Source organism: Streptomyces sp. NPDC059875 (genome assembly GCF_042731085.1).
Taxonomy (GTDB): domain Bacteria; phylum Actinomycetota; class Actinomycetes; order Streptomycetales; family Streptomycetaceae; genus Streptomyces.
On the sequence record NZ_JBHWJZ010000004.1, the window covers coordinates 212,460 to 237,464 of the forward strand.

Consider the following 25,005-nt stretch of genomic DNA (forward strand, 5'->3'; position numbering starts at 1 on the left):
GGCCCCGCCCCTTGGGGTGGGGTCTCTCTGCGCGCCCCGCGCCCGCCCCCCCCCCCCCCGCCCCCCCCCCCCCCCCCCCCCCCGGGGGGGGGGGGGGCCCCCCCCCCCCCCCCGCCCGGAGGTGTGAGGTGAGGGTGGTGGGTTGTGACGTGGGAGGCGGGAGGCGGAGCCGTCAGCTCGGGGGCTGACTCGGCGGCTGATCCTGCCCGCGCTGCCGGTCGATGTACTCCTGTGCCTTCTGCTGGGCCTGGTCGACCTTGGCGGCGTGCTTGCCGCCGGTCTTCTCGTCGATCATGTCGCCGCCGCGCTCGACGCCCTGCTGGGCCTTGTCCGGGTGCTGACCCATCATGCCCTTGAGCTTGTCCATGATCCCCATGATGTGTGCGACTCCTTCGGAAGGGGACAAACAGCTCATTCGACGCTACGCGCACCTTGTCGATTCCGCGCGCCGAACGGCTCAATGGTCTGGACCACGGAGGTGTCTGGCTAGGATCCCCGCGTGCCCAGCTATCCGAAGACCCTCCCCCTCGCCGCGCTTGCCGCCGCCGTCCTCATAACCTCCGGTTGCACGGCGGGCCCTGACGGTTCCCCGGCCGAGGGCGCCCCCGGGGGCGGCGGCCCCGCGCTCGCCGCCGTGGACACCCTCACCGTCAAGGGCCGCGCCCCCAAGACCGGGTACGAACGGGAGAAGTTCGGCCGGGCCTGGGTGGACGTCGACGGCAACGGCTGCGGGACCCGCGACGACATCCTCAAGCGGGACCTCTCCGACGTCCGCCTCAAGGACGGCCGCTGCAAGGTCGCCTCCGGGGTCCTCGCCGACGACCCGTACACCGGCGACCGTGTCGCCTTCGTCCGCGGCCGCAGCAAGGTCGACATAGACCATCTCGTCGCGCTCTCCGACGCCTGGCAGAAGGGTGCGCAGCAGTGGGACGCGGAGAAGCGGCGCCGCTTCGCCAACGATCCGCTGAATCTCCTCGCCGTCGACGCGTCCGCCAACCGCCGCAAGTCCGACGGGGACGCCGCGACCTGGCTGCCGCCCAACAAGGCGTACCGGTGCACCTATGTGGCCGCGCAGGTCGCCGTGAAGAAGAAGTACGGGGTGTGGGTCACCCGGGGCGAGCGCGACGCGATGAAGAAGGTCCTCGGCGGCTGCCCGGACCAGAAGCTGCCGTGACCGGCGGCTGACGGCGACCGAGCTAATTCGGTTGGGAGGTCGGCGAACGGTCGTTAGCCTGCCCTCTCATGGAGCTGAACATAACCACCCTCGCAGAACGCCCTGAACTCGAAGGGCCGATGTGGGGGATGAAGGACCTCTGGCCGGAGTTCGTGCTCAACGATCCCGTGGGCTGGTCCCACTTCGGGCGGATCGTCGCCGAGCTGCCGGAGTACGTCCTGGTCGCCACCGACGCCGACGGCAAGGTCGTCGCCCGCGCGCTGAGCGTCCCCTTCCGGCTCCACACGGAGGACCGCGGCGCACTGCCCGCCACCGGCTGGGACCAGGTGCTGCTGTGGGCGTTCTCCGACCGGCGGCACGGGCGCACCCCGGACACCGTCAGCGCCATCGAGGTGACCGTCGACACGAGCGCGCTCGGTCAGGGGCTCTCGGCGCGGATGCTGGCCGCCATGCGGGACAACGCCCGCGCGCTCGGCTTCTCGGAGGTCGTCGCCCCGGTCCGCCCCAACGGCAAGCACCTGGAGACCGCGTCCTCCATCCACGAGTACGCCTTCCGCACCCGCGAGTCGGACGGCCTGCCCCACGACCCGTGGCTGCGCGTCCACGTCCGAGCGGGCGCCACGATCGAGGCGGTCGCCCCGGCCTCGATGACGATCGGCGGGTCCGTGGAGCAGTGGCGCGCGTGGACGGGGCTGCCGTTCGACACGGACGGCCCGGTCGAGGTCGAGGGCGCGCTCGTACCGGTGCACTGCGAGGCCTCGCGCGGCTACGCGGTCTACGTCGAGCCGAACGTATGGGTGCGTCACTCGCTGTAGTACCGGGCGACCCGGGGGAGAGCCGTCGGGACGCGGGTTGTACGGTACGGCGTCGCTGCCGTACGTCCCCGCCCCCGAGAGGCCCCCGATCGTGAACCAAGTCGTCGCCCTCGAAAGTCCGGCCGCCCCGCCGGCCCCACGGGATGCCCTGCCCGGGCTGCCGGTCCGGCTGGCACTCGCGGTCGTCCCGTTCCTGACCCTCGGGGTGCTGGGGGTGGTGCCCTCCCTGGTGCTGGCTCTGCGCCGGGGCGGACGTGCCGACTGGCTCGCGGCGGTCGGCTTCACGGCCGTGACGGTCGGCTGGTGGTTCCAGATCGGGCTGTCGCCCGAGGACACCCATGGTGCGCAGTTCGCGCTGGACGTGCTGCTGCTCTTCGGCTCCACGATCGGCGCGGCCGCGCACTGCCTGGCCGTCCGCCCCGCGAAGCAGCAGGTGGGCGACGACAAGGTCCTGCTCGGCGAGGACCCGTCCGGCGAGGACCCGTCCGGCGAGGACCGGTCCGGCGAGGACCCGTCCGGCAAGGTCCTGTTGAGCAAGGACCCGTCGGGCCAGGACCAGTCGGAGCAGGACCCGTCGGGCCAGGACCAGTCGGAGCAGGGACGATGAAGACCCGACGGACCTGGCGTACTTCTTCCAAGCGCGATACCCCCACGCCCTCCCTCATATCGCGCGCCCTCGCCGCCGCCGCCGGCTCGCTCCGGGGTCGCGCCGGCTGGACGGTCGCGAGCGCGGCCGTCGTGGTCCTGGGGCTCCTCGCGGTCTGGCTCTTCGTCGGCGGTGGGCAGGACGGGCCACCTGACCCGCGGGCCCGTCAGTACAAGGACTTCGACGCCTGCCTCCTCACGGACGAGAAGGGCATCGTGACCGGTGCGCCGGCCGCCCCCGTCTGGGAGGGCATGCAGCAGGTGTCCGGCGAGACGCGGATCCGGGTCACGTTCGTGCCCGTGATGGGGGAGCAGTCGGCCAAGAACGTACAGCCGTTCTTCAACGGGCTGATGCAGCGTCAGTGCGATGTCGTCCTCGCCTCCGGTGCCCCGCAGGTGAAGGCTGTGGAGGAAGGTGCCGGGAAGTACCCCAAGGTCCGGTTCGTCGTCGTCGACGGTTCGAAGGGTGCCGGAAATGTGGCACTCGTGACCTCCGGCAAAGGCCTCAAAAGTGCTGTAGCGGACGCTGTCAGACAGGCCGTCAAGGACCTCGGAGCGTAGAGGTCAAGCGGGGGTTCCTCGCGGCGAGTAAAGATCACGCAAAGTGCGGGACCCTGAGTGCGACGGGTGTTCGCACATAGGGCAGGCTCACGAAGCTTTGTAGGCAACGCGTGAGTAAAGGCTCGCCCATGAGTAATCGTTGGGTCCGTAGCCCTCGGCTGTTTCCACCGGGTCGCACCGGTAGGCGCAGGCTGAGGGCTACGGCTCTTTTCGTCCTGTCCTCCTTCGCCTGCATGCTGACCACTGAGACCGCGATGGCCATGGGGGCCACGCTCTCGCCGGTCCGCATGCCCGAACTCTCCCTCTCCGGCCTGTGGAAGTGGGCCAACGAGAACCCTCTCGACACCCCTGACCAGCAGGGCGGCACCGCCCGCGGCAAGGGGCACCACGCTTCGTCCGACGCCACCAGCGCCGAGGGCGACGCGGGCCGCAAGCCCGGTAAGGGCAAGGGTGAACTCGACCCGTACAAGCGGCACTCCGACAATCCCGAGCGGGCCAAGACCGGCGCCGCCCCCGGCGACGCCAAGAGCTTCGACGCCCGCACCAGCAAGCGCGATGCGAAGAAGTCCACGGCCACCTCGGACTACTACGTCAACGCCGACGGGTCGACGACCGTCCGCCACTTCAGCGGCCGTGCCAACTTCAAGGCCGCGGACGGTTCCTGGAAGCCGATCGACACTCGGCTGGCCGAGGACACCGACGGTCGTCTGCAGCAGCGCGCGAACTCGCTCGATGTCGAGTTCGCGCCGGACGCCGCCGACCGGCAGCTGGCCTCGGTCGAGTTCGGCGCCGGGCGTTCCTTGGCGTACGCGCTGCGGGGCGCCACGAAGGCCGAGCCCACCGTCGCCGCCAACGGCACGGTGACCTACGCCGGCGTGCTGCCCGACACCGATGTCCAGCTCGTCCCGCTGGCGGAGGGCTTCAAGGAGAACGTCGTCCTGAAGTCCTCGAACGCCGGGAACTCCTGGGTCTTCCCCCTCGAGACCAAGGGGCTGACGCCCCGGATGGCGGTCGACGGCGACGTGGAGTTCACCGGCGCCGACGGGAAGGTCGTCGCGACCATCCCGCACGCGTACATGGAGGACTCCAAGGTCGACCGGCGCTCCGGTGATGCCGCACAGTCCCGGGCGGTGAGCTACGAGCTCATCACCCTGGACGGCAAGCCGGCTCTGCGGATGACCGCGGACCGTGCCTGGCTGGACGACCCCGCTCGGGTCTACCCCGTGACCGTCGACCCGACGGTGACCGCGTCCAACACCACGTACACGCAGAACACGATCTCGGGTGACCACTCCACGGAGACCCAGATCAAGGTCGGCTCGTACGACTCCGGCACCAACAAGGCGAACTCCTTCCTGCAGTTCTCCTCGCTGGGCACCACGCTCGCGGGGCAGCGGGTCACCGCCGCCACCCTGAACGTGTGGGCGCTCTGGTCCTCGACCTGCTCCGCCCAGTCGTTCTCGGTCCACCCGGTGACACAGTCCTGGACCCCGTCCGGCGTCACCAGCTACCCCGGACCGACGTACGGCGCCGCCATGGGCTCGGCCACGCCCGCGCCCGGAGCGTCCTGCTCCAACAGCTCGGGTTCGGCGAGCGTCGGCGTGAAGATGCCGGTGTCGCTGTCGACCACCTGGTTCAACCAGGTCGCCGGTGGTGCCGCCAACTACGGTCTCGCGATGACCGCGCCGACCAACGACATGCTGCACTGGAAGAAGTTCCACTCGGACAACTCGGCGACCGCCGGCTTCCGCCCGGCCCTGGAGCTGACCTACACGGCCAACAGCGCGCCGCAGGTCAACGCCCAGTACCCGCCGGCCAACTTCCAGGCCAACACCCTCCAGCCGGAGCTGATCGTCCAGGCGAGCGACTCCGACAGCGGTCCGAGCCCGCTGTCGTACACCTTCGAGGTCTACGACGCCGACTCCGGCAGCACCACGCCCGTCGCCACCTCTGCCGCGCTCACCAAGGGCATCTGGAAGATCCCGGCGGGCAAGCTCAAGTGGAGCACGAACTACGACTGGTACGTGGAGGTCACCGACGGCACCACGCAGGTAGTCGAGTCCAGCCGCTTCACCACGGCCGTGCCGCAGCCGCCGGTCACCTCGGGTCTGTCGATGAACACCGACGGCCACGAGTTCGACCCCAGCGACGGCAACTACACGACTGAGGACACCGACGCCGATGTCCCGGTGATCGGTCCGTCGCTTGAGATCGACCGCTCGTACAACAGCCTCGACCCGCGGGTGGACAGCGCCTTCGGCGCCGGCTGGTCGACGATCGTCGACATGAAGGCGGCCGAGGTCAAGGACTCCGCCGGCGTGATCACCAGCGTGGTGATCACGTACCCCGGTGGTGAGCAGGTGGCGTTCGGCCGCAACAGCGACGGCACCTATGTGCCCCCGCTGGGCCGCTACGCGCGCCTGGAGGCGGTGACCGGCGGCTTCAAGCTGACGGACAAGGACTTCACCGCCTACTCCTTCACGCAGCCCACGGCCAAGACCGGGGTCTACGCGATATCCAGCATCAAGGACTACGCCGGCCGTACCGAGTCGTTCCTGTACGACGCGAACAAGCGGCTGACGAAGATAACCAACGAGGTGTCCAAGCGGTCGCTGACCCTCGCCTGGACGCAGCCGGCCGGGGCCACCGCCTGGCACGTCCTGACGGTCGCCACCGACCCGTCCACCGCGGGTGACGCGAACACGGCGCAGACCTGGCAGTACGGCTACACCGGTGACCAGCTCACCAAGGTGTGTCCGCCCGCCGACTGGACCAAGTGCACGACGTACACGTACGCCACCGGCAACCATTACCGCACCACGGTCCTGGACGCCGACCCGTTCGCCTACTGGCGCCTGGGAGAGACCTCGGGCACGGTCGCCGCGGACGCGGTGGACACGAACCAGGGTCAGTACAACGGCACGTACCGCAACGTGACCCTGGGCAGCACGTCCGTGCTCGCCGGTTCCACGCAGAAGACGGCCACCTTCAACGGCACCACCTCGTACGTCGAGATGCCCAGCGCCCCCGGCGCCACGCCCTCGTACACGACGGTGTCGCTGTGGTTCAAGACGACCACGGCCGGCGGTGTCCTCTTCTACTACGGTGACAAGCCGCTCAGCGACCCCAACCCGGTCGCCAACACCACGAAGAACACCCCCGCGGTCTACGTCGGCATGGACGGCAAGCTGCGAGGCTGCCTCGCCATGTCGCCCGGCTGCATGACGACGATCACTTCCACCGCCACCGTCACCGACGGGCAGTGGCACAACGCCGTCCTCACCGGTATGGCCAGCAGCCAGACGCTGTACCTCGACGGTGTCTCCCAGGGCTCCCTCAGCGGCACCATCAACGACTGGGTGCAGCCGTACATCACCCTCGGCGCCGGTGTGAACACCGACGGCTGGCCGTCGATGAACCCGAACGACCAGCTCGGGCACTACACCGGCCAGATGGCAGAAGTGGCCATCTATGCCGAGCCGCTTCCCGCCTCGGTGATCTCCGCGCAGTACCAGGCCGCCAAGCGGTCCGCCGGTCTGCTGAACAAGATCACCACCCCGGAAGGCAAGACCCAGGCCTCGGTCGTCTACGGCACCACCGACGACCTGGTCCTCCAGGCGACGGACGGCGACGGCGGTACCTGGAAGCTCAACCCGGCGACCATCACTGGTTCGTCCCAGGTGTACCGCTCCGCGGTCATGGGCGAAGCCCCGGCCGGCTTCTGGCGTCTGGACGACACCCAGGGCGCGGCGCAGGCCGCGAACGAGATCCACACCGGGTTCGGCACGTACAACAACGTGACGCAGGGTGTGGAGGGTCCGTTCGGCGCCGGTGACGTCACGGCGGCCCAGTTCGACGGCACCAGCTCCTATGTGGAGGTGCCGTACGGGGTCTGGCACAACAAGCCCGACCGGTCCGTCGAGCTGTGGTTCAAGACGGCCAACCCCGGTGTGCTCATCTCCGACCAGCAGAAGGCCATCGACGACCCCGCCGGGGTCACCGGCAGCTGGAACCCGCTGCTGTACGTGGGTGCCGACGGCAAGCTGCGCGGCCACTGGTGGAGCGTCTCCGGCTCCGGCACCACGGACTTCGGCTCCACGTCCGTGGTCACCGACGACAAGTGGCACCACGCGGTGCTCTCCGCCGCCGGTACCACCCAGAAGCTGTACGTCGACGGCGTCGAGCAGGCCACGTTCAGCGGTGCGGCCAAGGACCAGACGAACGCCCGCACGTACATCGGCGCCGGCTTCGCGAAGGGCTGGTTCAGCGCTCCCGCCGACATCAGCTACTTCACCGGTTCCATCGCGGATGTCGCGGTCCACTCCAAGGGTCTGTCCGAGGGCGATGTCGCTCGGCACTGGTCGGCGTTCAAGGCGTCCTCGGGTGTCGCGCCGGTCCGGACGGTCAAGCTGACCGATCCGAAGGACAAGACGCTGACGTACGTGTACGACGCGGAGATGGGTAACCGTCTGCTGGCCGCGATCGACACGGAGGGGAAGCGGACGACGTACGGCTATGACACGGGTGGCTTCCTGCACACCGTGACCGACGCCAACGGCAACCGCTCGATCACCGGTCACGACGTCCGGGGCAACGCGGTCTCCCAGACCACGTGCCAGGACACTGCGGCCAACAAGTGTTCGACGGAGTACACGACGTACTTCCCGGACGCGACCACCGCGTTCCCGACCATGGACCTACGCAACGACCTGCCGCTCACCGAGCGCGACGGCCGTTCGGCGGGCCCGACGGACAACACGTATCTGACGTCGTACGCGTACGACACGGCCGGCCAGCTCCTGTCGGTGACGACGCCGCCCGTGCCCGGCCACCCGGGCGGCCGGACGGCGACGACCACCTACACCACCGTCGACACGGTGGCGATGGAGGGCGGTACGTACCGGGCGCCGGCTGGTCTGGTGGCGCAGGTGACCACGGCCGGTGGCAAGAAGACGTCGTACACGTACTACGCCAACGGTGATCTCGCGCAGATCGTCGACGCCAATGGCGGCAAGGTGACGTACACGTACGACAACCTCGGCCGGCAGCTGACCAAGACCGAGGTGAACGACGCCAACCCGGCCGGTCTGACGACGTCGCAGACGTACGACAAGAACGACCAGGTCCTCACCGAGACGTCGCCGAAGGTCACCAACCGCGTCACCGGTGCGGTGCACCAGGCGCGTACGACGACCGGGTTCGACGCCGACGGCAACATCCTGTCGCAGACCGTCGCCGACCTGACAGGTGGTGACACGGCGCGGACGACGTCGATGACGTACGACGCGCACAACCAGCTGGCCACGAGGACGGACCCGGGCGGCGACACCACGTCGTTCGAGTACGACGCGTACGGCAACAAGACGAAGGAGACGGACCCCGCGGGGAACGTCAACACCTACACCTTCGACGCCGAGAACCGTCCGCTCGTCACGAGCCTGCTGAACTACACCGGCGACCCGAACAACCCGTCGGCGCCGACGACTCTGGTCCAGGAGTCGCGGGCGTACGACCCGGCGGGCCGGCTCGCGTCGATCACCGACGCGATGGGCTGGGTGACGGCGTACACCTACACCGACGACGGCCTGTCGGCGACCGTGGTCCGTAAGGACCCGCAGTCCGGCAAGCAGTTCACGGAGCAGGCGAACACCTACGACGCGGCCGGGAACCTGATCGAGCAGATCACGGACGACGGTCAGACCCGCACCACCTTCACGGTGGACGCGGCCGACCGTACGACCAGCTCGGTCCTGGACCCGAACGGGCTCGCCCGCACGTCGAAGGTGTCCTACGACCCGGACGACAACGTGGTGTCCGAGACGGAGACCGACCCGACGACCGGTGAGACCTCGACGACGGACACCCGCTACGACAACCTGGGCAACGTCACGGGCAACACCCTGCACGACGGCACCACCGCGCCGGTGGGCCGCTGGAAGCTCGACGAGGCCAGCGGAACGACGGCCGGCGACTCCTCGGGAGGTACCAACAAGGCCACGCTGACCAGCGGCGTCACCCGCTCCACCGAGCGCGGCGGCGCGGCCGTCTTCAACGGCACGACGAGCAGCTACGGCTCCACGTCCGAGGCCGTGGTCAACACCGGCGGCAGCTTCTCGGTCGCGACCTGGGTGAAGCTGGACGACAAGACCGCCAACCACTCCTTCCTGGCTCAGGACGGTGCGGTCGGCAACACCTTCCAGCTGTACTACTCCACCACCTACGGCTGGACGTTCAACCGTCCGTCGGCCGACATGGCCGCTCCCACCCTGACCCGGACCTCCTCCGGCACCGCCGCGGTGACGGCCGGCACCTGGACCCACCTGGCCGGCGTGTACGACCAGGCGGCGGGCAAGATCCGGCTGTACGTCAACGGAGCCCTTGTCCAGGAGGCCGCGTACAGCACGCCCTGGGACGGGTCCGGTCCGCTGCAGATCGGCCGCCGCAAGGCGAGCGGTGCCTACGCCGAGTACCACAAGGGTGCCCTGGACGACATCCAGGTCTACGGCGAGGCGCTGACCGCGTCGCAGGTCTCCGCGGTGAAGGGCGGGACGCTCCCGGCTGTCGGCAGTTCGGTCCGTTCCACGTCGTGGAAGCTGGACCAGCGCGGTCTGCCGCTGTCGATGACGGACACCAACGGCAACGTCACCGACTACGGCTACGACGAGGCCGGCCAGCAGACCAGCGTCACCGAGCCGGCGGTCAACGCGGAGCAGAACGGCGGGACTCCGGTCTCCGTCCGTCCTGTCTCGATGACCGGTTACAACACCTTCGGTGAGGAGACGGAGTCCTCCGACCCGTTGGGCAATGTGGTGGTGACGGCATACGACGCCGAGGGCCAGGAGTCCTCGACGACGTCGCCGGACTACACCGCGCCGGGATCCTCGACGCCGATCAAGGCCACGGCCTGGAACGAGTACAACAAGCTCGGCCAGGTCACCGCCGAGGTCGACCCGCTCGGTGCCCGCACCACGTACACGTACACGCAGCTCGGCGACCTGGCCTCGGTCACGGAGCCCGGCGGCGGTACGACCACGTACACCTACGACACCAACGGTGACCAGCTGTCGGCCACCCGGCCGAACGGCGCCCGTGAGGAGACCACCTGGGACTACCTGGGTCGTCCGGTCACGAGCACGGACATCGTGCGTCAGCCGACGCAGCGGGCGTTCACGGCGATCAACGAGTACAACGCTCCGGGCGGCGAGCTCTCCCGGACCGTGTCCCCGACCGGGGTCGCGGAGTCGTACAAGTACAACGCCGAGGGCGAGGTCGTCGAGCACACCGACGGCGCCGGCAACGTGTCGACGTTCACGTACGACATGGACGGCCAGGTCCTGACCGCGAAGGACGCGGACGGCACCAGCACGAAGAACACCTACGACGGGTTCGGACAGCTGACGTCGATCAGCGACCTGGACGCGCAGGGCGCGGTGCTGCGCACCACGAGCTCGACGTACGACCGTGCGGGCAACCCGGTGTCGATGACGGACGCGAGGGGTCACACGCAGACCTACGCGTACGACGCGACGGGTCTGATCACCCAGGTGGTCGAGCCTGTCTCGGCCACGGAGTCGATCACGACGACGTACGGCTATGACGCGGCGGGCAACCGGACGCGTTTCACCGACGGTCGGGGCAACCCGTTCCTGACGACGTACAACTCGTGGGGGCTTCCGGAGTCGCAGATCGAGCCGTCGACGCCGACGCATCCGAACCTCGCGGACCGGACGTTCACGTCCGTCTACGACCTGGGCGGACGCGTCAAGGAGATGCGTTCCCCGGGTGGTGTCGTCGTCTCGCACGAGTACGACGTCAAGAGCCGACTCGTCCGGCAGACGGGTACAGGGGCGGAGGCCACCACGGTCGACCACACCTATGACTACGACGCGGACGACCGGATCACCGGTGTCGCGGGCGAGGGAGACACCAAGAACAGCTTCACCTACGACGACCGCGGTCTGCTCCTGTCGACGTCCGGCCCCTCGGGTGCTTCGTCCTTCGCCTACAACGGCGACGGTGCGATGACCACGCGGACGGACGCGTCGGGTACGTCGACCTACGGGTACGACACGGCCGGCCGGCTGAAGACGGTCAACGACGGGGCCACCGGCACCGCGATGACCTACGACTACGACGTCAACAACAACGTCAAGTCGATCGACTACGGCGCGGGCAAGTCGAAGCGCGCCTTCGGCTACGACAAGCTGCAGCGGCTGACCAGCGACAAGCTGACCTCGCCGACCGGGAAGGAGCTGTCGTCCATCACCTACGGGTGGGACGAGAACGGCAACGAGACGTCGAAGACGACCACGGGTCTCGCAGGTTCTTCGACGAACACGTACACCTACGACTGGGCCAACCGCCTGTCGTCCTGGAACAACGGGACGACGACGGAGCTCTACGGCTACGACAAGTCCGGCAACCGGACCCGCGTGGGCGGCGACACGTACACGTACGACGCCCGCAACCGGCTCACCTCGGACGGGCACAGCACGTACGCCTACACCGCACGCGGCACGATGAGCCAGGTCACCGACGAAGGCGGCCTGACGACCGCGGTGAAGGCGGACGCCTTCAACCGGGTCATCAGCGAGGGCGACCGTACGTACACGTACGACGGCCTCGACCGCGCTCTGGCGGCCAAGGACGAGACGGGCTCCCCGCTCTACTCGTTCCAGTACAGCGGCGCCGGGAACGAGGTGGCCTCGGACGGTGTGACGTCCTACAGCCGCGACGCGGACGGTTCGCTGCTCGGTGTGAAGACGGTGGCGTCGGCCGTGCTGGCGCTGACCGATCTGCACGACGACGTGGTGGGCCAGTTCACCGCGGCGGGCGAGGCGCTGACCGGTTCGACGACGTACTCGCCGTTCGGCAAGGTCGTCCAGAGCACCGGAATGCTCGGCGCGCTCGGCTACCAGTCGGGCTGGACCGACCCGCAGACGGCCAAGGTCAACATGGCCGCCCGCTGGTACTCGCCGGAGACCGGCCAGTTCAACAGTCGCGACACGGTGGGTCTCGACCCGACGTCCGCGTCGATCAATGCCAACCGGTACGCGTACGCCAACGGCAACCCGATGACGGGTGTCGACCCGACGGGCCACTGGTTCGAGTGGGCGAAGAAGGCCGTCAAGAAGGTCGTCAAGAAGGTCAAGAAGAAGGTCAAGTCGGCCTGGAAGAAGACGAAGAGGGCGGTCAAGAAGGTCGCCAAGGCCGTCAAGCGAGCCGCCAAGCGCGTCAAGCGGGCCGTCAAGAAGGCGGTCAGGAAGGCGGCCAGGCACGTCCGTAAGGCCGTGCGGTACGTGGCCGACAGCGTCCGCAAGGTCAAGAGATACGTCAAACGCACCTACAAGCGGGTCAAGCGCTATGCCCACAAGGTCGTCAAGCACGTCAAGAGGGCCGTGCGGAAGGTCGCCAAGGCGGTCAAACACGTAGCCAAGAAGGTGGTCAAGGCAGCCAAGAAGGTCGGCAGAGCCGTCAAGAAGGCGGCCAAGGCCACAGCCAACTTCGTCAAGCAACACGCCTCCACCATCGCCTCGGTGGCCACCGGTATCGCGGTCTTCGCGGGCTGCACGGCCATCACGGCCGGTGTCGGTGCCGTCGGCTGCGCGGCCCTCGCGGGCGCGGCGGCCAACGGCGTCGGCTACATGATGAGCGACGGCCCGAAGTCGATCGGTGGCTTCCTCGGCGCGGTCGCGATCGGTGCCGTGACCGGTGCCGCCACGGCTGGTCTCGGCGGCCTCGCCGCGGGTGCGACAGGCCGTCTGCTCTCCGGAGTCGGCGGCAGGGTGGCCAGCGGTGCTGCCCGAGACGCGGCCGAAGGCGCTGTGGAAGGCGCTGTCGAGTACGGCACCTCGTGCATCAACAGCGAGGAAGGCTGCAGCGTCGCCGGCGCGGCCAAGGCCACGGCAGTGGGTGCGGCAACCGGAGGCGTCTTCGGCGCGGCGGGCAGCGCTCGCGGGCCGAAGTCGAAGGCGGGTCCGACACCGGACGCCCAGCCGGCACCCCAGCCGGCAGGCGGCGGCGCTTGCCCGATCCGGCGCGGTAGCACTCCGCACAGCTTCACCGGCAGCACGGCGGTCCTGCTGGCCGACGGCACGACGAAGCCGATCTCCAAGGTCAAGGTCGGGGACTCCGTCCTGACGGCCGAGCCCGGGAAGAAGACGAAGGAGAAGCACCGGGTCAAGGAGCTGATCGTCACCAAGACCGACCGTGACTACGTCGACGTCGTCGTCGCCACGAAGGCCGGTCCGAAGACGATCCAGACCACCAAGCACCACCAGTTCTACGAGATGGTCCGCAACGCCTGGACCCAGGCGGGCGACCTCAAGGTGGGGCTGAAGCTCCAGAGCGGTGACGGTCTGCCGACGTCGATCCTCGAGGTGAAGTCGTACACGGCCGAGCGCGTCACGTACGACCTGAGCGTCGAGGGCCTGCACACGTACTTCGTGCTCGCCGACAACCTGGTGAAGACGGCCGACGAGGTCGCCGCGGTCGACCCGAGCGCAGCGGTGCTGGTGCACAACTGCGGTGGCTCGCAGCCCGGGCACTCACGGGTCTGCGACTGCGACCCGGAGGACCCGACGAGCGAGGTGACCGTGGACGCGGGATCCTTCGAGCAGGCCAGGAACCGTGGTCTTGAGATCGTCGGCAGGCTTGACGTGGGGTCCAGGAAGACCATGAGGGGAACCCTGGAGGCCGCGGTGGAGACCTTCGGTCGCGTCACGGGCTTCAGAGGCAGGAGCAACGGTGATTACCGGGAGTTCCGTCTCGACGTTGACGACAAGAAGGGAACGCACATCAACGTCATGACCGGTAAGAAGTCGACGGTCAGGAAGTACGCCATCAGGTGGCCCGGAACCAGCGTGACACCGTGGCTGAGGAGGAACGTGTGAGCGGATACGAGTTCTACGGAACCGAGCCGGACTACCTCCCGGCGTTCATGAACGACGCCGGAGACCCGGACGGCCGTCGTGTTCGGAAGCTGACGGCCGAGGAGACCCGCGAACTGCGAGGGGAGAGCCTTTCCCGGTTTCCCGTCGCCGGTGGCGCGGATCTCGATTGGAGTCGGATTCCGTACACCGCCCGGGAGATGTGCGAAACCGATGAGGACTGGGTGCGCGTGGCGACCGAGTACCTCTCCCCGTACGTGGGGGAGGGCCAGTCGGCCGTCATCTTCTGGGGCGACCTCTCGATGCCGGATGTCGAGATGCCCGTGGAAGTGGCGATTCGCCGCGCCGAGGACCTCATGGGTGCGGACATGCACTTCTGGATCCACCCCCTTGGGGCCCCCGTTCTGATCGAATACCTTCAGGACGGACGGGTGACGGTGGCGACGATCCCGTCGGAGTAGTCAGCTGAATGGCGAAGCCCCCCGGAGGTCCTGCGGGGGGCTTCGTCGTGCTGTGACGCGCTCAAACATGCCGTATCGGAGGCTGTCAGACGGTCCGTCAAGAACCCTCAGGCGTCGAGTCCGGTACAGGTTGCCCGCGTCGGGTAAAAGTCTCGTAAAGCGCCTGGTCAGCTGTAGAACTGGCATACATGCATAGGGCAGGCTCGCGAAGCTTTGTAGGCAACGCATAAGTAAAGGCGCGTCCATGCACGCACGTTGGGTCCGTAGCCCTCGGCTGTCCCCACCGGGTCGTCCCGGTAGGCGCAGGCTGAGGGCTACGGCTCTTTTTGTCCTGACCTCCTTCTCCTGCATGCTCACCACCGAGACCGCGATGGCCATGGGGGCCACGCTCTCGCCGGTCCGCATGCCCGAACTCTCCCTCTCCGGACTCTGGAGTTGGGCCAACGAGAACCCTCTCGACACCCCTGACCAGCAGGGCGGCACCGCCGCCGGCAAGGGGCACCACGCTTCGTCCGACGCCACCAGCGCCGAGGGCGACGCGGGCCGCAAGCCCGGTAAGGGCAAGGGCGAACTCGACCCGTACAAGCGGCAGAACGACAAGCCTGAGCAGGCCACGTCGGGGGCCGCACCGGGCGATGCCGAGAGCTTCGACGCGCGCACCAGCAAGCGCGACGCGAAGAAGTCCTCGGCGACCTCGGACTACTACGTCAACGCCGACGGCTCCACCACCGTCCGCCACCACAGCGGCCGCGCCAACTTCAAGGCCGCGGACGGTGCATGGAAGCCGATCGACACCCGGCTGACCGAGGACTCGGACGGCAGGCTCCAGCAGCGCGCCAACTCGCTCGACGTCGAGTTCGCGCCGGACGCCGCCGACCAGCAGCTCGCCTCCGTCGACTTCGGCGCGGGGCGTTCCCTCGCCTATGCGCTGCGGGGAGCCACGAAGTCCGAGCCCACCGTCGCCGCCAACGGCACGGTGACCTACGCCGGCGTTCTGCCCGACACCGACCTGCAGCTCGTGCCCCTGGCTGAGGGCTTCAAGGAGAACATCGTCCTGCGCTCCCCGGACGCGGCGAACTCCTGGATCTTCCCCCTCGCCGTCAAGGGACTGACTCCGCGGATCTCGGCCGACGGCGACGTGGAGTTCACCGGTGCCGACGGGAAGGTCGTCGCGACCATCCCGCACGCGTTCATGGAGGACTCCAAGGTCGACCCGCGCTCGGGTGATGCCACGCAGTCGCGGGCGGTGGACTACGAACTCACCACCGTGGACGGCAAGCCGGCGCTGCGGATGACCGCGGACCGTGCCTGGCTGGACGACCCCGCGCGGGTCTACCCCGTCACCGTCGACCCGACGGTCACCGCGTCCAACACCACGTACGTCCAGAGCAACTACGCCGCGGACCGTTCGACCGAGAACATGATCAAGGTCGGCTCGTACGATTCCGGCGTCAACAAGGCGAACTCCTTCCTGCAGTTCCCCTCTCTGGGTACCACGCTCGCGGGTCAACGGGTCACCGCTGCCAAGCTGAACGTGTACGCCATCTGGTCCTCGACCTGCGCGGCCGAGGTGTTCTCCGTGCACCCGGTGGCCCAGTCGTGGTCGCCGACCACGACCACGACCTACCCCGGTCCGGCGTACAGCGCGGCCATCGGTTCTGCCACGCCCGCGCCCGGAGCGTCCTGCTCCAACGACGCGAACTCCACGAGCGTCGGCGTGAAGATGCCGGTCTCGCTGTCGACCACCTGGTTCAACCAGGTCGCCGGTGGTGCCGCCAACTACGGTCTCGCGATGACCGCGCCGACCAACGACATGCTGCACTGGAAGAAGTTCCACTCGGACAACTCGGCGACCGCCGGCTTCCGTCCGGCGCTGGAGCTGACCTACACGGCCAACAGCGCGCCGCAGGTCAACGCCCAGTACCCGTCGGAGAACTTCCAGGCCAAGACCCTTCAGCCGGAGCTGCTCGTCTACGCGAGCGACGCCGACAGCGGGCCGAGCCCGCTGTCGTACACCTTCGAGGTCTACGACGCGGACAGCGGCAGCACGACGCCCGTCGCGGCCTCAGCGGCCTCGGCCGAGCGCTCCTGGAAGGTGCCTGCCGGAAAGCTCAGCTGGTCGAAGAACTACATCTGGTACGTGGGCGTCAGCGACGGCACGACACAGGTCACGGAGTCCAGCCGCTTCACCACGGCCGTTCCGCAGCCGCCGGTCACGTCGGGCCTGTCGATGAACACCGACGGGCATGAGTTCGACCCGAGCGACGGCAACTACACGACCGAGGACACCGACGCCGATGTGGAGGTGGTCGGCCCGTCCTTGGAGATCGACCGCTCCTACAACAGCCTCGACCCGCGGATCGACAGCGCCTTCGGTGCCGGTTGGTCGACGGTCGTGGACATGAAGGCGGCCGAGGTCAAGGACGGCGCCGGTACGGTCACCAGTGTCGTGATCACCTACCCCGGTGGTGAGCAGGTCGCGTTCGGCCGGAACACCAACGGCACGTTCGTGCCGCCGCTGGGTCGCTACGCGCGTCTGGAGGCGGTGACGACCCCGGCCGTCGGCTACAAGCTGACGGACAAGGACTTCACCGCTTACTCCTTCACGCAGGCCACCGGCAAGGCCGGGGTCTACGCGATATCCGGCATCGTGGACTTCGGCGGCCGGGCGGAGACGTTCACGTACGACGCGAACAAGCGGCTGACGAAGATCACGAACACGACGTCCAAGCGCTCGCTCGGTCTCACCTGGTTCCAGCCGACCGGCGCCACCGCCTGGCACGTCGAGAAGGTGACCACCGACCCGGCCACCGTGGGCGACGCCACCTCCGCCCAGACCTGGCTGTACGGCTACACCGGTGACCAGCTCACCAAGGTGTGCCCGCCGGCCGACTGGACCAAGTGCACGACGTACACGTACGCCACCGGCAACCACCACCGGACCACGGTCCTGGACGCCGACCCGTTCGCCTACTGGCGACTGGGCGAGGCGACCGGCGAGACGATGAGCAAGGACACCGTCGACGTCAACCAGGGCAAGTACAACGGTCTGCACCACGATGTGACCCTGAGCAGTGCGGGCCTGCTGGCCGGTTCCACGCAGAAGACGGCCACCTTCAACGGCACCACCTCGTACGTCGAGATGCCCAGCGCTCCCGGCGCCACGCCCTCGTACACGACGATCTCGCTGTGGTTCAAGACCACGCAGGCCGGTGGCGTCCTCTTCTACTACGGCGACAAGCCGCTGAGCGTCGCCGACCCGGTCGCATCCACGGCGTACAACACCCCGGCGCTGTACGTCGGCACCGACGGCAAGCTCCGCGGCTGTCTGGCCACCGGGCTGTGCGGGACTCCGATCACCTCCGCCGCCGCCGTCAACGACGGAAAGTGGCATCAGGCGGTCCTCACGGGCGCGGGCACCACTCAGACCCTCTACCTGGACCGCGTCGCACAGGGAACCAAGTCCGGTCAGATCAAGGACTGGAACACCCCGTACATCACGCTGGGCGCGGGTGTGAACACCAACGGCTGGCCCGCGATGAACCCGAACGACAAGCTCGGCCACTTCGCCGGCCAGCTCGCCGAGGTGGCGATCTACGCCGAGCCGCTCACCCGGGACGTGGTCGAGGCCCAGTACCTGGCCGGCACCAACTCGGCGGGTCTGCTCCAGTCGATCACCACCCCGGGCGGCAAGACCCAGGCCTCGGTCGTCTACGGCACCACGGACGACCTGGTCCTCCAGGCCACCGATGCCAACGGCGGAACGTGGAAGCTCAATCCGGCGACCGTGACCGGCTCCTCGCAGGTGTACCGCTCGGCCGTGATGGGCTCCGCTCCTGCCGGATACTGGCGTCTGGACGACACCCAGGGCGCGGCGCAGGCCGCGAACGAGCTGCACACCGGTTTCGGCACGTACAACAACGTGACGCAGGGTGTGGCGGGGCCGTTCGGCGCCGGTGACGCGACGGCGGCCCAGTTCGACGGCACGAGCTCCTTTGTGGAGGTGCCGCACGACCTCTGGCACAACAAGCCCGACCGTTCCGTCGAGCTGTGGTTCAAGACGGCCAACCCGGGCGTCATCATGAGCGACCAGGCCCGGGCGCTGGACGACCCGGCGGGTGTCGGCGGGGCGTACAGCGATGTGCTCTACGTCGGTGCGGACGGGAAGCTGCATGGCCACTGGTGGAGCAGCACCTGCAACGCCGCTGCCACGCTGGGCTCCACGGCGAGCGTCACGGACGATGTCTGGCACCACGCGGTCATCTCCGCCACCGGTACCACGCAGACGCTCTACCTCGACGGCGTCAAGCAGGGCACCTGCACCGGCGCGGCCAACAGCCAGGCGACGGCACGCACGTTCATCGGCGGAGGCTTCGCCACGAACTGGTACAGCTCTCCCGATGCCGTCAGCTATTTCACTGGTTCGATCGCCGACGTCTCGGTCTACTCCAAGGGTCTGTCCGAGGGCGATGTCGCTCGGCACTGGTCGGCGTTCAAGGCGTCCTCGGGTGTCGCGCCGGTCCGGACGGTCAAGCTGACCGATCCGAAGGACAAGACGCTGACCTATGTGTACGACGCGGAGCTGGGCAACCGTCTGCTGGCCGCGATCGACACGGAGGGCAAGCGGACGACGTACGGCTATGACACGGGTGGCTTCCTGCACACCGTGACGGACGCCAACGGCAACCGTTCCATCACCGGTCACGACGTCCGGGGCAACGCGGTCTCCCAGACCAGCTGCCAGGACACCGCGGCCAACAAGTGCTCGACGGCGTACTACACGTACTATCCGGACGCCACGACGGCGTTCCCGCCGATGGACCTGCGCAACGACCTGCTGCTCACCGAGCGCGACGGCCGCTCCTCGGGCCCCACGGACAACACCTATCTCACCAGCTACGCCTATGACACGGGCGGCAACGTCACCGCGGTGACCTCGCCGCCGGTGGCCGGCCATCCGAGCGGCCGGACGGTGTCGACGACCTACACCACCACCGCCACCCCGGCGGCGGAAGGCGGCACCGCCAAGGCGCCGGCGGGTCTGGTCGCCCAGGTGGTCACGGCGGCGGGGAAGAAGACGTCGAACACGTACTTCGCCAACGGTGATCTCGCCGAGACCATCGACGCCAATGGCGGCAAGGTGACGTACACGTACGACAACCTCGGCCGGCAGCTGACCAGGACCGAGTTCTCCGACTCGTATCCCGCGGGTCTGACGACCTCACAGACATACGACAAGAACGACCAGGTCCTCACCGAGACGTCGCCGAAGGTCACCAACCGGGTCACCGGTGCGGTGCACCAGGCGCGGACGACGACCGGGTTCGACGCCGACGGCAACGTGCTGTCGCAGACCGTCGCCGACCTGACCGGTGGTGACACGGCGCGGACGACGTCGATGACGTACGACGCGCACAATCAGGTCGCGACCAGGACGGACCCGGGCGGCGACACCACGTCGTTCGAGTACGACGCGTACGGCAACAAGACGAAGGAGACGGACCCCGCGGGGAACGTCAACACCTTCACCTTCGACGCCGAAAAGCGCCCGCTCACGGCGAGCCTGGCGAACTACACCGGCGACCCGAACAATCCGTCGGCGCCGACGACTCTGGTCCAGGAGTCGCGGGCGTACGACCCGGCGGGCCGGCTCGCGTCGATCACCGACGCGATGGGCTGGGTGACGGCGTACACCTACACCGACGACGGCCTGTCGGCGACCGTGGTCCGTAAGGACCCGCAGTCCGGCAAGCAGTTCACGGAGCAGGCGAACACCTACGACGCCGCGGGCAACCTGATCGAGCAGATCACCAACGACGGCCGCACACGCACCACGTTCACGGTGGACGCGGCCGACCGCACGACCAGCTCGGTCCTCGACCCGAACGGGCTCGCCCGCACGTCGAAGGTCAGCTACGACCCGGACGACAGGGTGGTGTCCGAGACGGAGACCGACCCGACGACGGGCGAGGTCTCCATGTCGGACAACCTGTACGACAACCTGGGCAACACCACCGGCACCACCGTCCACGACGGCACCACGGCTCCGGTGGCCCGGTACAAGCTGGACGAGACCACGGGCTTCTCCGTGGCCGACTCGTCCGGCGCGAACCACACCGGTACCCATGGCACTGGAGTGCACTGGAACACCGACCGGGGCGGCAGCACCGTCTTCGACGGTGACGTGAACTCCTGGGCGCAGACCCAGGAGCCGGTCGTGAACACGGCCGGCAGCTTCTCGGTCTCCGCCTGGGCCAAGCTGTCCGACCTCACCACGGGCCGCACGGTGCTCTCCCAGAACGCCGACAGCGTCTACGGCTTCGCGCTGTACTACGCGGCCGGCACCGGCTGGGCGTTCATCCGTCCGAAGGCGGACGCGGTCCCGATGACGTGGGACCGGGCGGTGTCCGCGCCGTCCGCGGCGGTCGCCAACGTCTGGACCCATCTCGTCGGCGTGTACGACGCCCAGGCCGGCAAGCTGCGCCTGTACGTCAACGGCACGCTCGCCCAGGAGGTCCCGCACAGCTCCCCGTGGGAGGCGACCGGACCGCTGCAGATCGGCCGCCACCAGTACGGTACGAACAACTACGACTACGAGTTCAAGGGCGGGATCGACGACGTCCAGGTCTACAGCGAGGCGCTGACCGCGGCCCAGGTCTCCGCGGTCAAGGGCGGCACGCTCCCGGCCGCGGGCAGCTCCGTCCGCTCCACGACCTCGAAGCTGGACCAGCGGGGTCTGCCGCTGTCGACCACCGATGAGAACGGCAACGTCACCGACTACGGCTACGACGAGGCCCATCAGCAGACCAGCGTCACCGAGCCGACGGTCAACGCGGAGCAGAACGGAGGGACCCCGGTCTCCATCCGCCCCGTGTCCATGACCGGGTACAACACCTTCGGTGAGCAGACCGAGACGTCCGACACGCTCGGCAACGTCACGGTCACGGCGTACGACGCCGAGGGGCAGGAGACCTCGACGAGGCTTCCGAGCTATACCGCGCCGGGTGCCGCAACGCCGACGACGGCCACGTCTTGGATGGAGTACAACAAGCTCGGTCAGGTCTCCGCGGAGGTCGACTCGCTGGGCAGCCGCACCGCGTACACGTACACGCAGCTCGGCGAGGTGGCTTCGGTGACCGACCCGAGTGGCGGTGTCACCACGTACACGTACTCCGGCAACGGCGACCAGCTGTCGGCGACCCGGGCGAACGGAGCGCGCCAGGAGGGCACCTGGGACTACCTGGGGAACCAGCTCACGGTCACGGACATCGTCCGGCAGCCGACGCAGCGGGCGTTCACGGTGATCAACGAGTACAACGCTCCGGGCGGCGAGCTGTCCCGGACCGTGAGCGCCACCGGTATCCCGGAGTCGTTCACGTACAACGTGGTGGGGGAGACGACGGAGGTCACCGACTCCGCGGGCCAGATCACCAGGTTCACCTACGACGCCGACGGCCAGGTCCTCACCTCGACGGACCCGGACGGCACGAGCACCAGGAACACCTACGACGGTTTCGGCCAGCTCGTCGCCACGAGCGACCTGGACGCCACCGGCGCGGTGCTGCGTACCAGCAGCTCCACGTACGACCGGGCCGGTAACCCCACGTCGGTGACCGACTACCGGGGCAACACCACCACCCTCACGACCGACGCCTCCGGCGTCGTGACGAAGGCGGTGCAGCCGGTCTCGGCCACCGAGTCGATCACCACGACCTTCGGCTATGACGCGGCGGGCCACCGGACGCGCTTCACCGACGGCCGCGGCAACGCGTTCCTCACCACCTACAACAGCTGGGGGCTTCCCGAGTCCGAGATCGAACCGTCCACCCCGGCGCACCCGAACCCGGCTGACCGCACCTTCACCACGGTGTACGACGCCGGCGGGCGGGCGAAGGAGCACCGCTCCCCGGGCGGTGTGACCGTCACCAACGAGTACGACGTGGAGAACCGGCTCGTCCGCCAGACGGGCACGGGCGCCGAGGCCGTCACGGCCGACCACACGTACGAGTACGACTCGGACGACCGTCTGACGGCCGTCGCGGGTTCGGATGTCGAGAAGAACACCTTCACGTACGACGACCGGGGCCTGCTGCTCTCCACGGCCGGTCCCTCGGGCGCCTCGTCCTTCACCTACAACGGTGACGGGGCGGCCATGTCACGTACCGACGCGTCCGGCACGTCGACCTTCGGGTACGACACGGCCGGTCTGCTGAAGACGGTCAACGACGGAGCCACCGGCTCGACGATGACCTACAGCTACGACGTCAACAAGAAGGTCACGCAGATCGACTACGGCACGGGGAAGTCCAAGCGGACCTTCGAGTACGACGCGTTGGAGCGGATGACCAGCGACAAGCTGACCTCTCCGACCGGCAAGGTGCTTTCCTCGATCGGCTACGGCTGGGACGCGAACGGCAACGAGACGTCGAAGACGACCACGGGTCTCGCGGGTTCTTCGACGAACACCTACACGTACGACCGGGCCAACCGTCTGACCTCCTGGAACAACGGGACCACGACGGAGGCCCATGGCTACGACGCGTCCGGCAACCGGACCCGCGTGGGCGCGGACACGTACACGTACGACGCCCGCAACCGGCTCACCTCGGACGGGCGCAACTCGTACCTGTACACCGCGCGCGGCACGATGAGCCAGGTCACCGACCTGGGTGGGGGCAGCACCGCGATCAAGGCCGACGCCTTCAACCGCGTGATCAGCGAAGGCAAGCGGACCTACACGTACGACGGCAGCGACCGTCTGCTGGAGGCCAAGGACGAGACGGGCACCGCGCTGTACTCGTTCCAGTACAGCGGTGTCGGAAACGATGTGGCCTCGGACGGTGTGACGTCCTACAGCCGCAACGCCGACGGCTCGCTCGTGGGTGTGAAGACCGCGGCCTCCGCCGTGCTGGCCCTCACGGACCTGCACGACGACGTGGTGGCGCAGTTCACCGACTCCGCCGAGGCGCTGACCGGTTCGCGGACCTACAGCCCCTTCGGCAAGGTGAGCGAGACGGCCGGGATGATCGGCAGCCTGGGCTACCAGTCCGGCTGGACCGACCCGGAGACGGCGAAGGTCAACATGGCCGCTCGCTGGTACTCACCGCAGACCGGCCAGTTCAACAGCCGTGACACGGTGGCCCTCTCCCCGCTGCCGACGTCCGTGACGGCGAACCGCTACGCATACGCGGACGCCAATCCGATGACGGCCACCGACCCGACCGGGCACTGGCCGAGCTTCATCGACAAGGCGTGGAAGAAGGTCACGAAGAAGGTCAAGAAGACCGTCAACTCCACTGTGAAGAAGGTCAAGTCGGTCGTCAAGCGCACCGCGAAGGTCGTCCGCAAGGTGGCGAGGAGTGTCAAGCGGGCGGTGAAGAAGGCGATCCGGAAGACGTACCGGGCGGTCCGTAAGTCCGTCAGGTTCGTGCGTGACAGCGTCAGGAAGATCAAGAGGTACGTCAAGCGCACCATCAAGCGTGTCAGGCACGCCGTGGTCCGGGTCGCCAAGCGGATGAGGAACGAGGCCAACAGGGCGCGCGACGCGTATCGGAAGCTCATGAAGAGGGCGGTCACCAAGTTCCGGAAGGTCACGCGAGCCGTCAAGCGAGCCGTGTCCTCGGGGATGAAGCGAGCCGTCGACAGGGTGAAGGAGACCGGCGGCAGGCTCGTCGCCAAGGGCTGGATCGCCGGTGTCCACGCGGTCTTCGACAACCTTGCGGACGGGGTCCTCGCCATGGAGCCGAAGCTGCGCAAGGACCATCCCGACTGGTTCGGAACCCCGAGTCAGCCGACGGGCTGGGACCTCGGGTTCGAGTGGGTGAGCGGAAAGGGGCCGAAAACTCGGTACTTCGACGGAAACGACCGCTTCACGAGGATCCTGCAGGGGCACTACCACGTGCAGGACACGCGGAAGAGCATCGCCGCCGACATCAAGGACGGGGTGCTCAAGGGCGGCGAATCGTGGAAGAACAGTCCGCACCAGCTCGGTGAGAATGACGAGCACGGGACTTCGGCGGAGAAGCTTCGTCGGGACTTCACCACGAACTCGTCCGCCGCTTTCCTCGGCTCGTACACACTGAGGTACCGGGTCGTGGGCGTGAACAAGGCGACGGGTAAGGCGACCGTCAAGTTCTTCGTCGACAACCCGAGCACCATCAATTCGGCGACGCATACGCACCCCATGCTCGGTGGCTACAGCCCGTGGTGGGACAAGAACATCGCGGAGCCGCTCAACAAGGACTACGCGAAGGGGCGTTTTTCCGAGAAGAGGCAGGTGGTGTCGTGGACCGAGACCATGAGCATCCACAATCCCCGGTCTCCTCACGGGAACGTTCGTTGAGGTAGCTTGACCGGGATACACGAACAGGGGGCGGGGCGCCCCGAAAAATAAGAGGGGCCCCCCCCAGTTGACTGTGGGTAGTTTTGTAATTATTATTGGGTTTTGGGTGGGGGGGGGC

General features: G+C 68.1%; 8 protein-coding genes. 7 read left to right on the forward strand and 1 reads right to left on the reverse strand.

Annotated elements, in window-relative coordinates; translation table 11 throughout:
* Positions 1 to 172: 172 nt before the first annotated feature.
* Entirely contained in the window at positions 173 to 376 is a 204-nt protein-coding gene (locus tag ACFV9D_RS06925; protein ID WP_385142046.1) for an antitoxin, read from the reverse strand.
* A gap of 123 nt (positions 377 to 499) precedes the next feature.
* Here ACFV9D_RS06925 and ACFV9D_RS06930 point away from each other — a divergent pair, with 123 nt between their 5' ends.
* The 7 genes from ACFV9D_RS06930 to ACFV9D_RS06960 all read left to right on the forward strand — a co-directional run bounded on the left by ACFV9D_RS06930 (position 500) and on the right by ACFV9D_RS06960 (position 24,887).
* The gene (locus ACFV9D_RS06930) at positions 500 to 1,174 is read left to right on the forward strand and encodes an HNH endonuclease family protein (RefSeq protein ID WP_385142049.1); all 675 of its coding nucleotides are present in this window, start codon (positions 500 to 502) and stop codon (positions 1,172 to 1,174) included.
* A gap of 68 nt (positions 1,175 to 1,242) precedes the next feature.
* Positions 1,243 to 1,989, forward strand: a complete 747-nt coding sequence (locus ACFV9D_RS06935) for an N-acetyltransferase (RefSeq protein ID WP_385142052.1) — start codon at positions 1,243 to 1,245, stop codon at positions 1,987 to 1,989.
* Positions 1,990 to 2,080: 91 nt separating this feature from the next.
* On the forward strand, positions 2,081 to 2,596 hold the full coding sequence (locus ACFV9D_RS06940; RefSeq protein ID WP_385142055.1) for a hypothetical protein: 516 nt from the start codon (positions 2,081 to 2,083) through the stop codon (positions 2,594 to 2,596).
* The gene (locus ACFV9D_RS06945; protein ID WP_385142058.1) at positions 2,593 to 3,195 is read left to right on the forward strand and encodes a BMP family ABC transporter substrate-binding protein; all 603 of its coding nucleotides are present in this window, start codon (positions 2,593 to 2,595) and stop codon (positions 3,193 to 3,195) included. The genes ACFV9D_RS06940 and ACFV9D_RS06945 overlap by 4 nt, the downstream gene beginning before the upstream one ends.
* A 233-nt stretch (positions 3,196 to 3,428) precedes the next feature.
* Positions 3,429 to 14,087 (forward strand): LamG-like jellyroll fold domain-containing protein, encoded by a 10,659-nt coding sequence (locus ACFV9D_RS06950; protein WP_385142061.1) that lies wholly within the window; start codon positions 3,429 to 3,431, stop codon positions 14,085 to 14,087.
* Entirely contained in the window at positions 14,066 to 14,545 is a 480-nt protein-coding gene (locus ACFV9D_RS06955; protein ID WP_385142064.1) for a hypothetical protein, read from the forward strand. Before ACFV9D_RS06950 ends, ACFV9D_RS06955 begins: the two co-directional genes overlap by 22 nt.
* A gap of 349 nt (positions 14,546 to 14,894) precedes the next feature.
* On the forward strand, positions 14,895 to 24,887 hold the full coding sequence (locus ACFV9D_RS06960; RefSeq protein WP_385142067.1) for a LamG-like jellyroll fold domain-containing protein: 9,993 nt from the start codon (positions 14,895 to 14,897) through the stop codon (positions 24,885 to 24,887).
* The last annotated feature ends 118 nt before the right edge of the window (positions 24,888 to 25,005 follow it).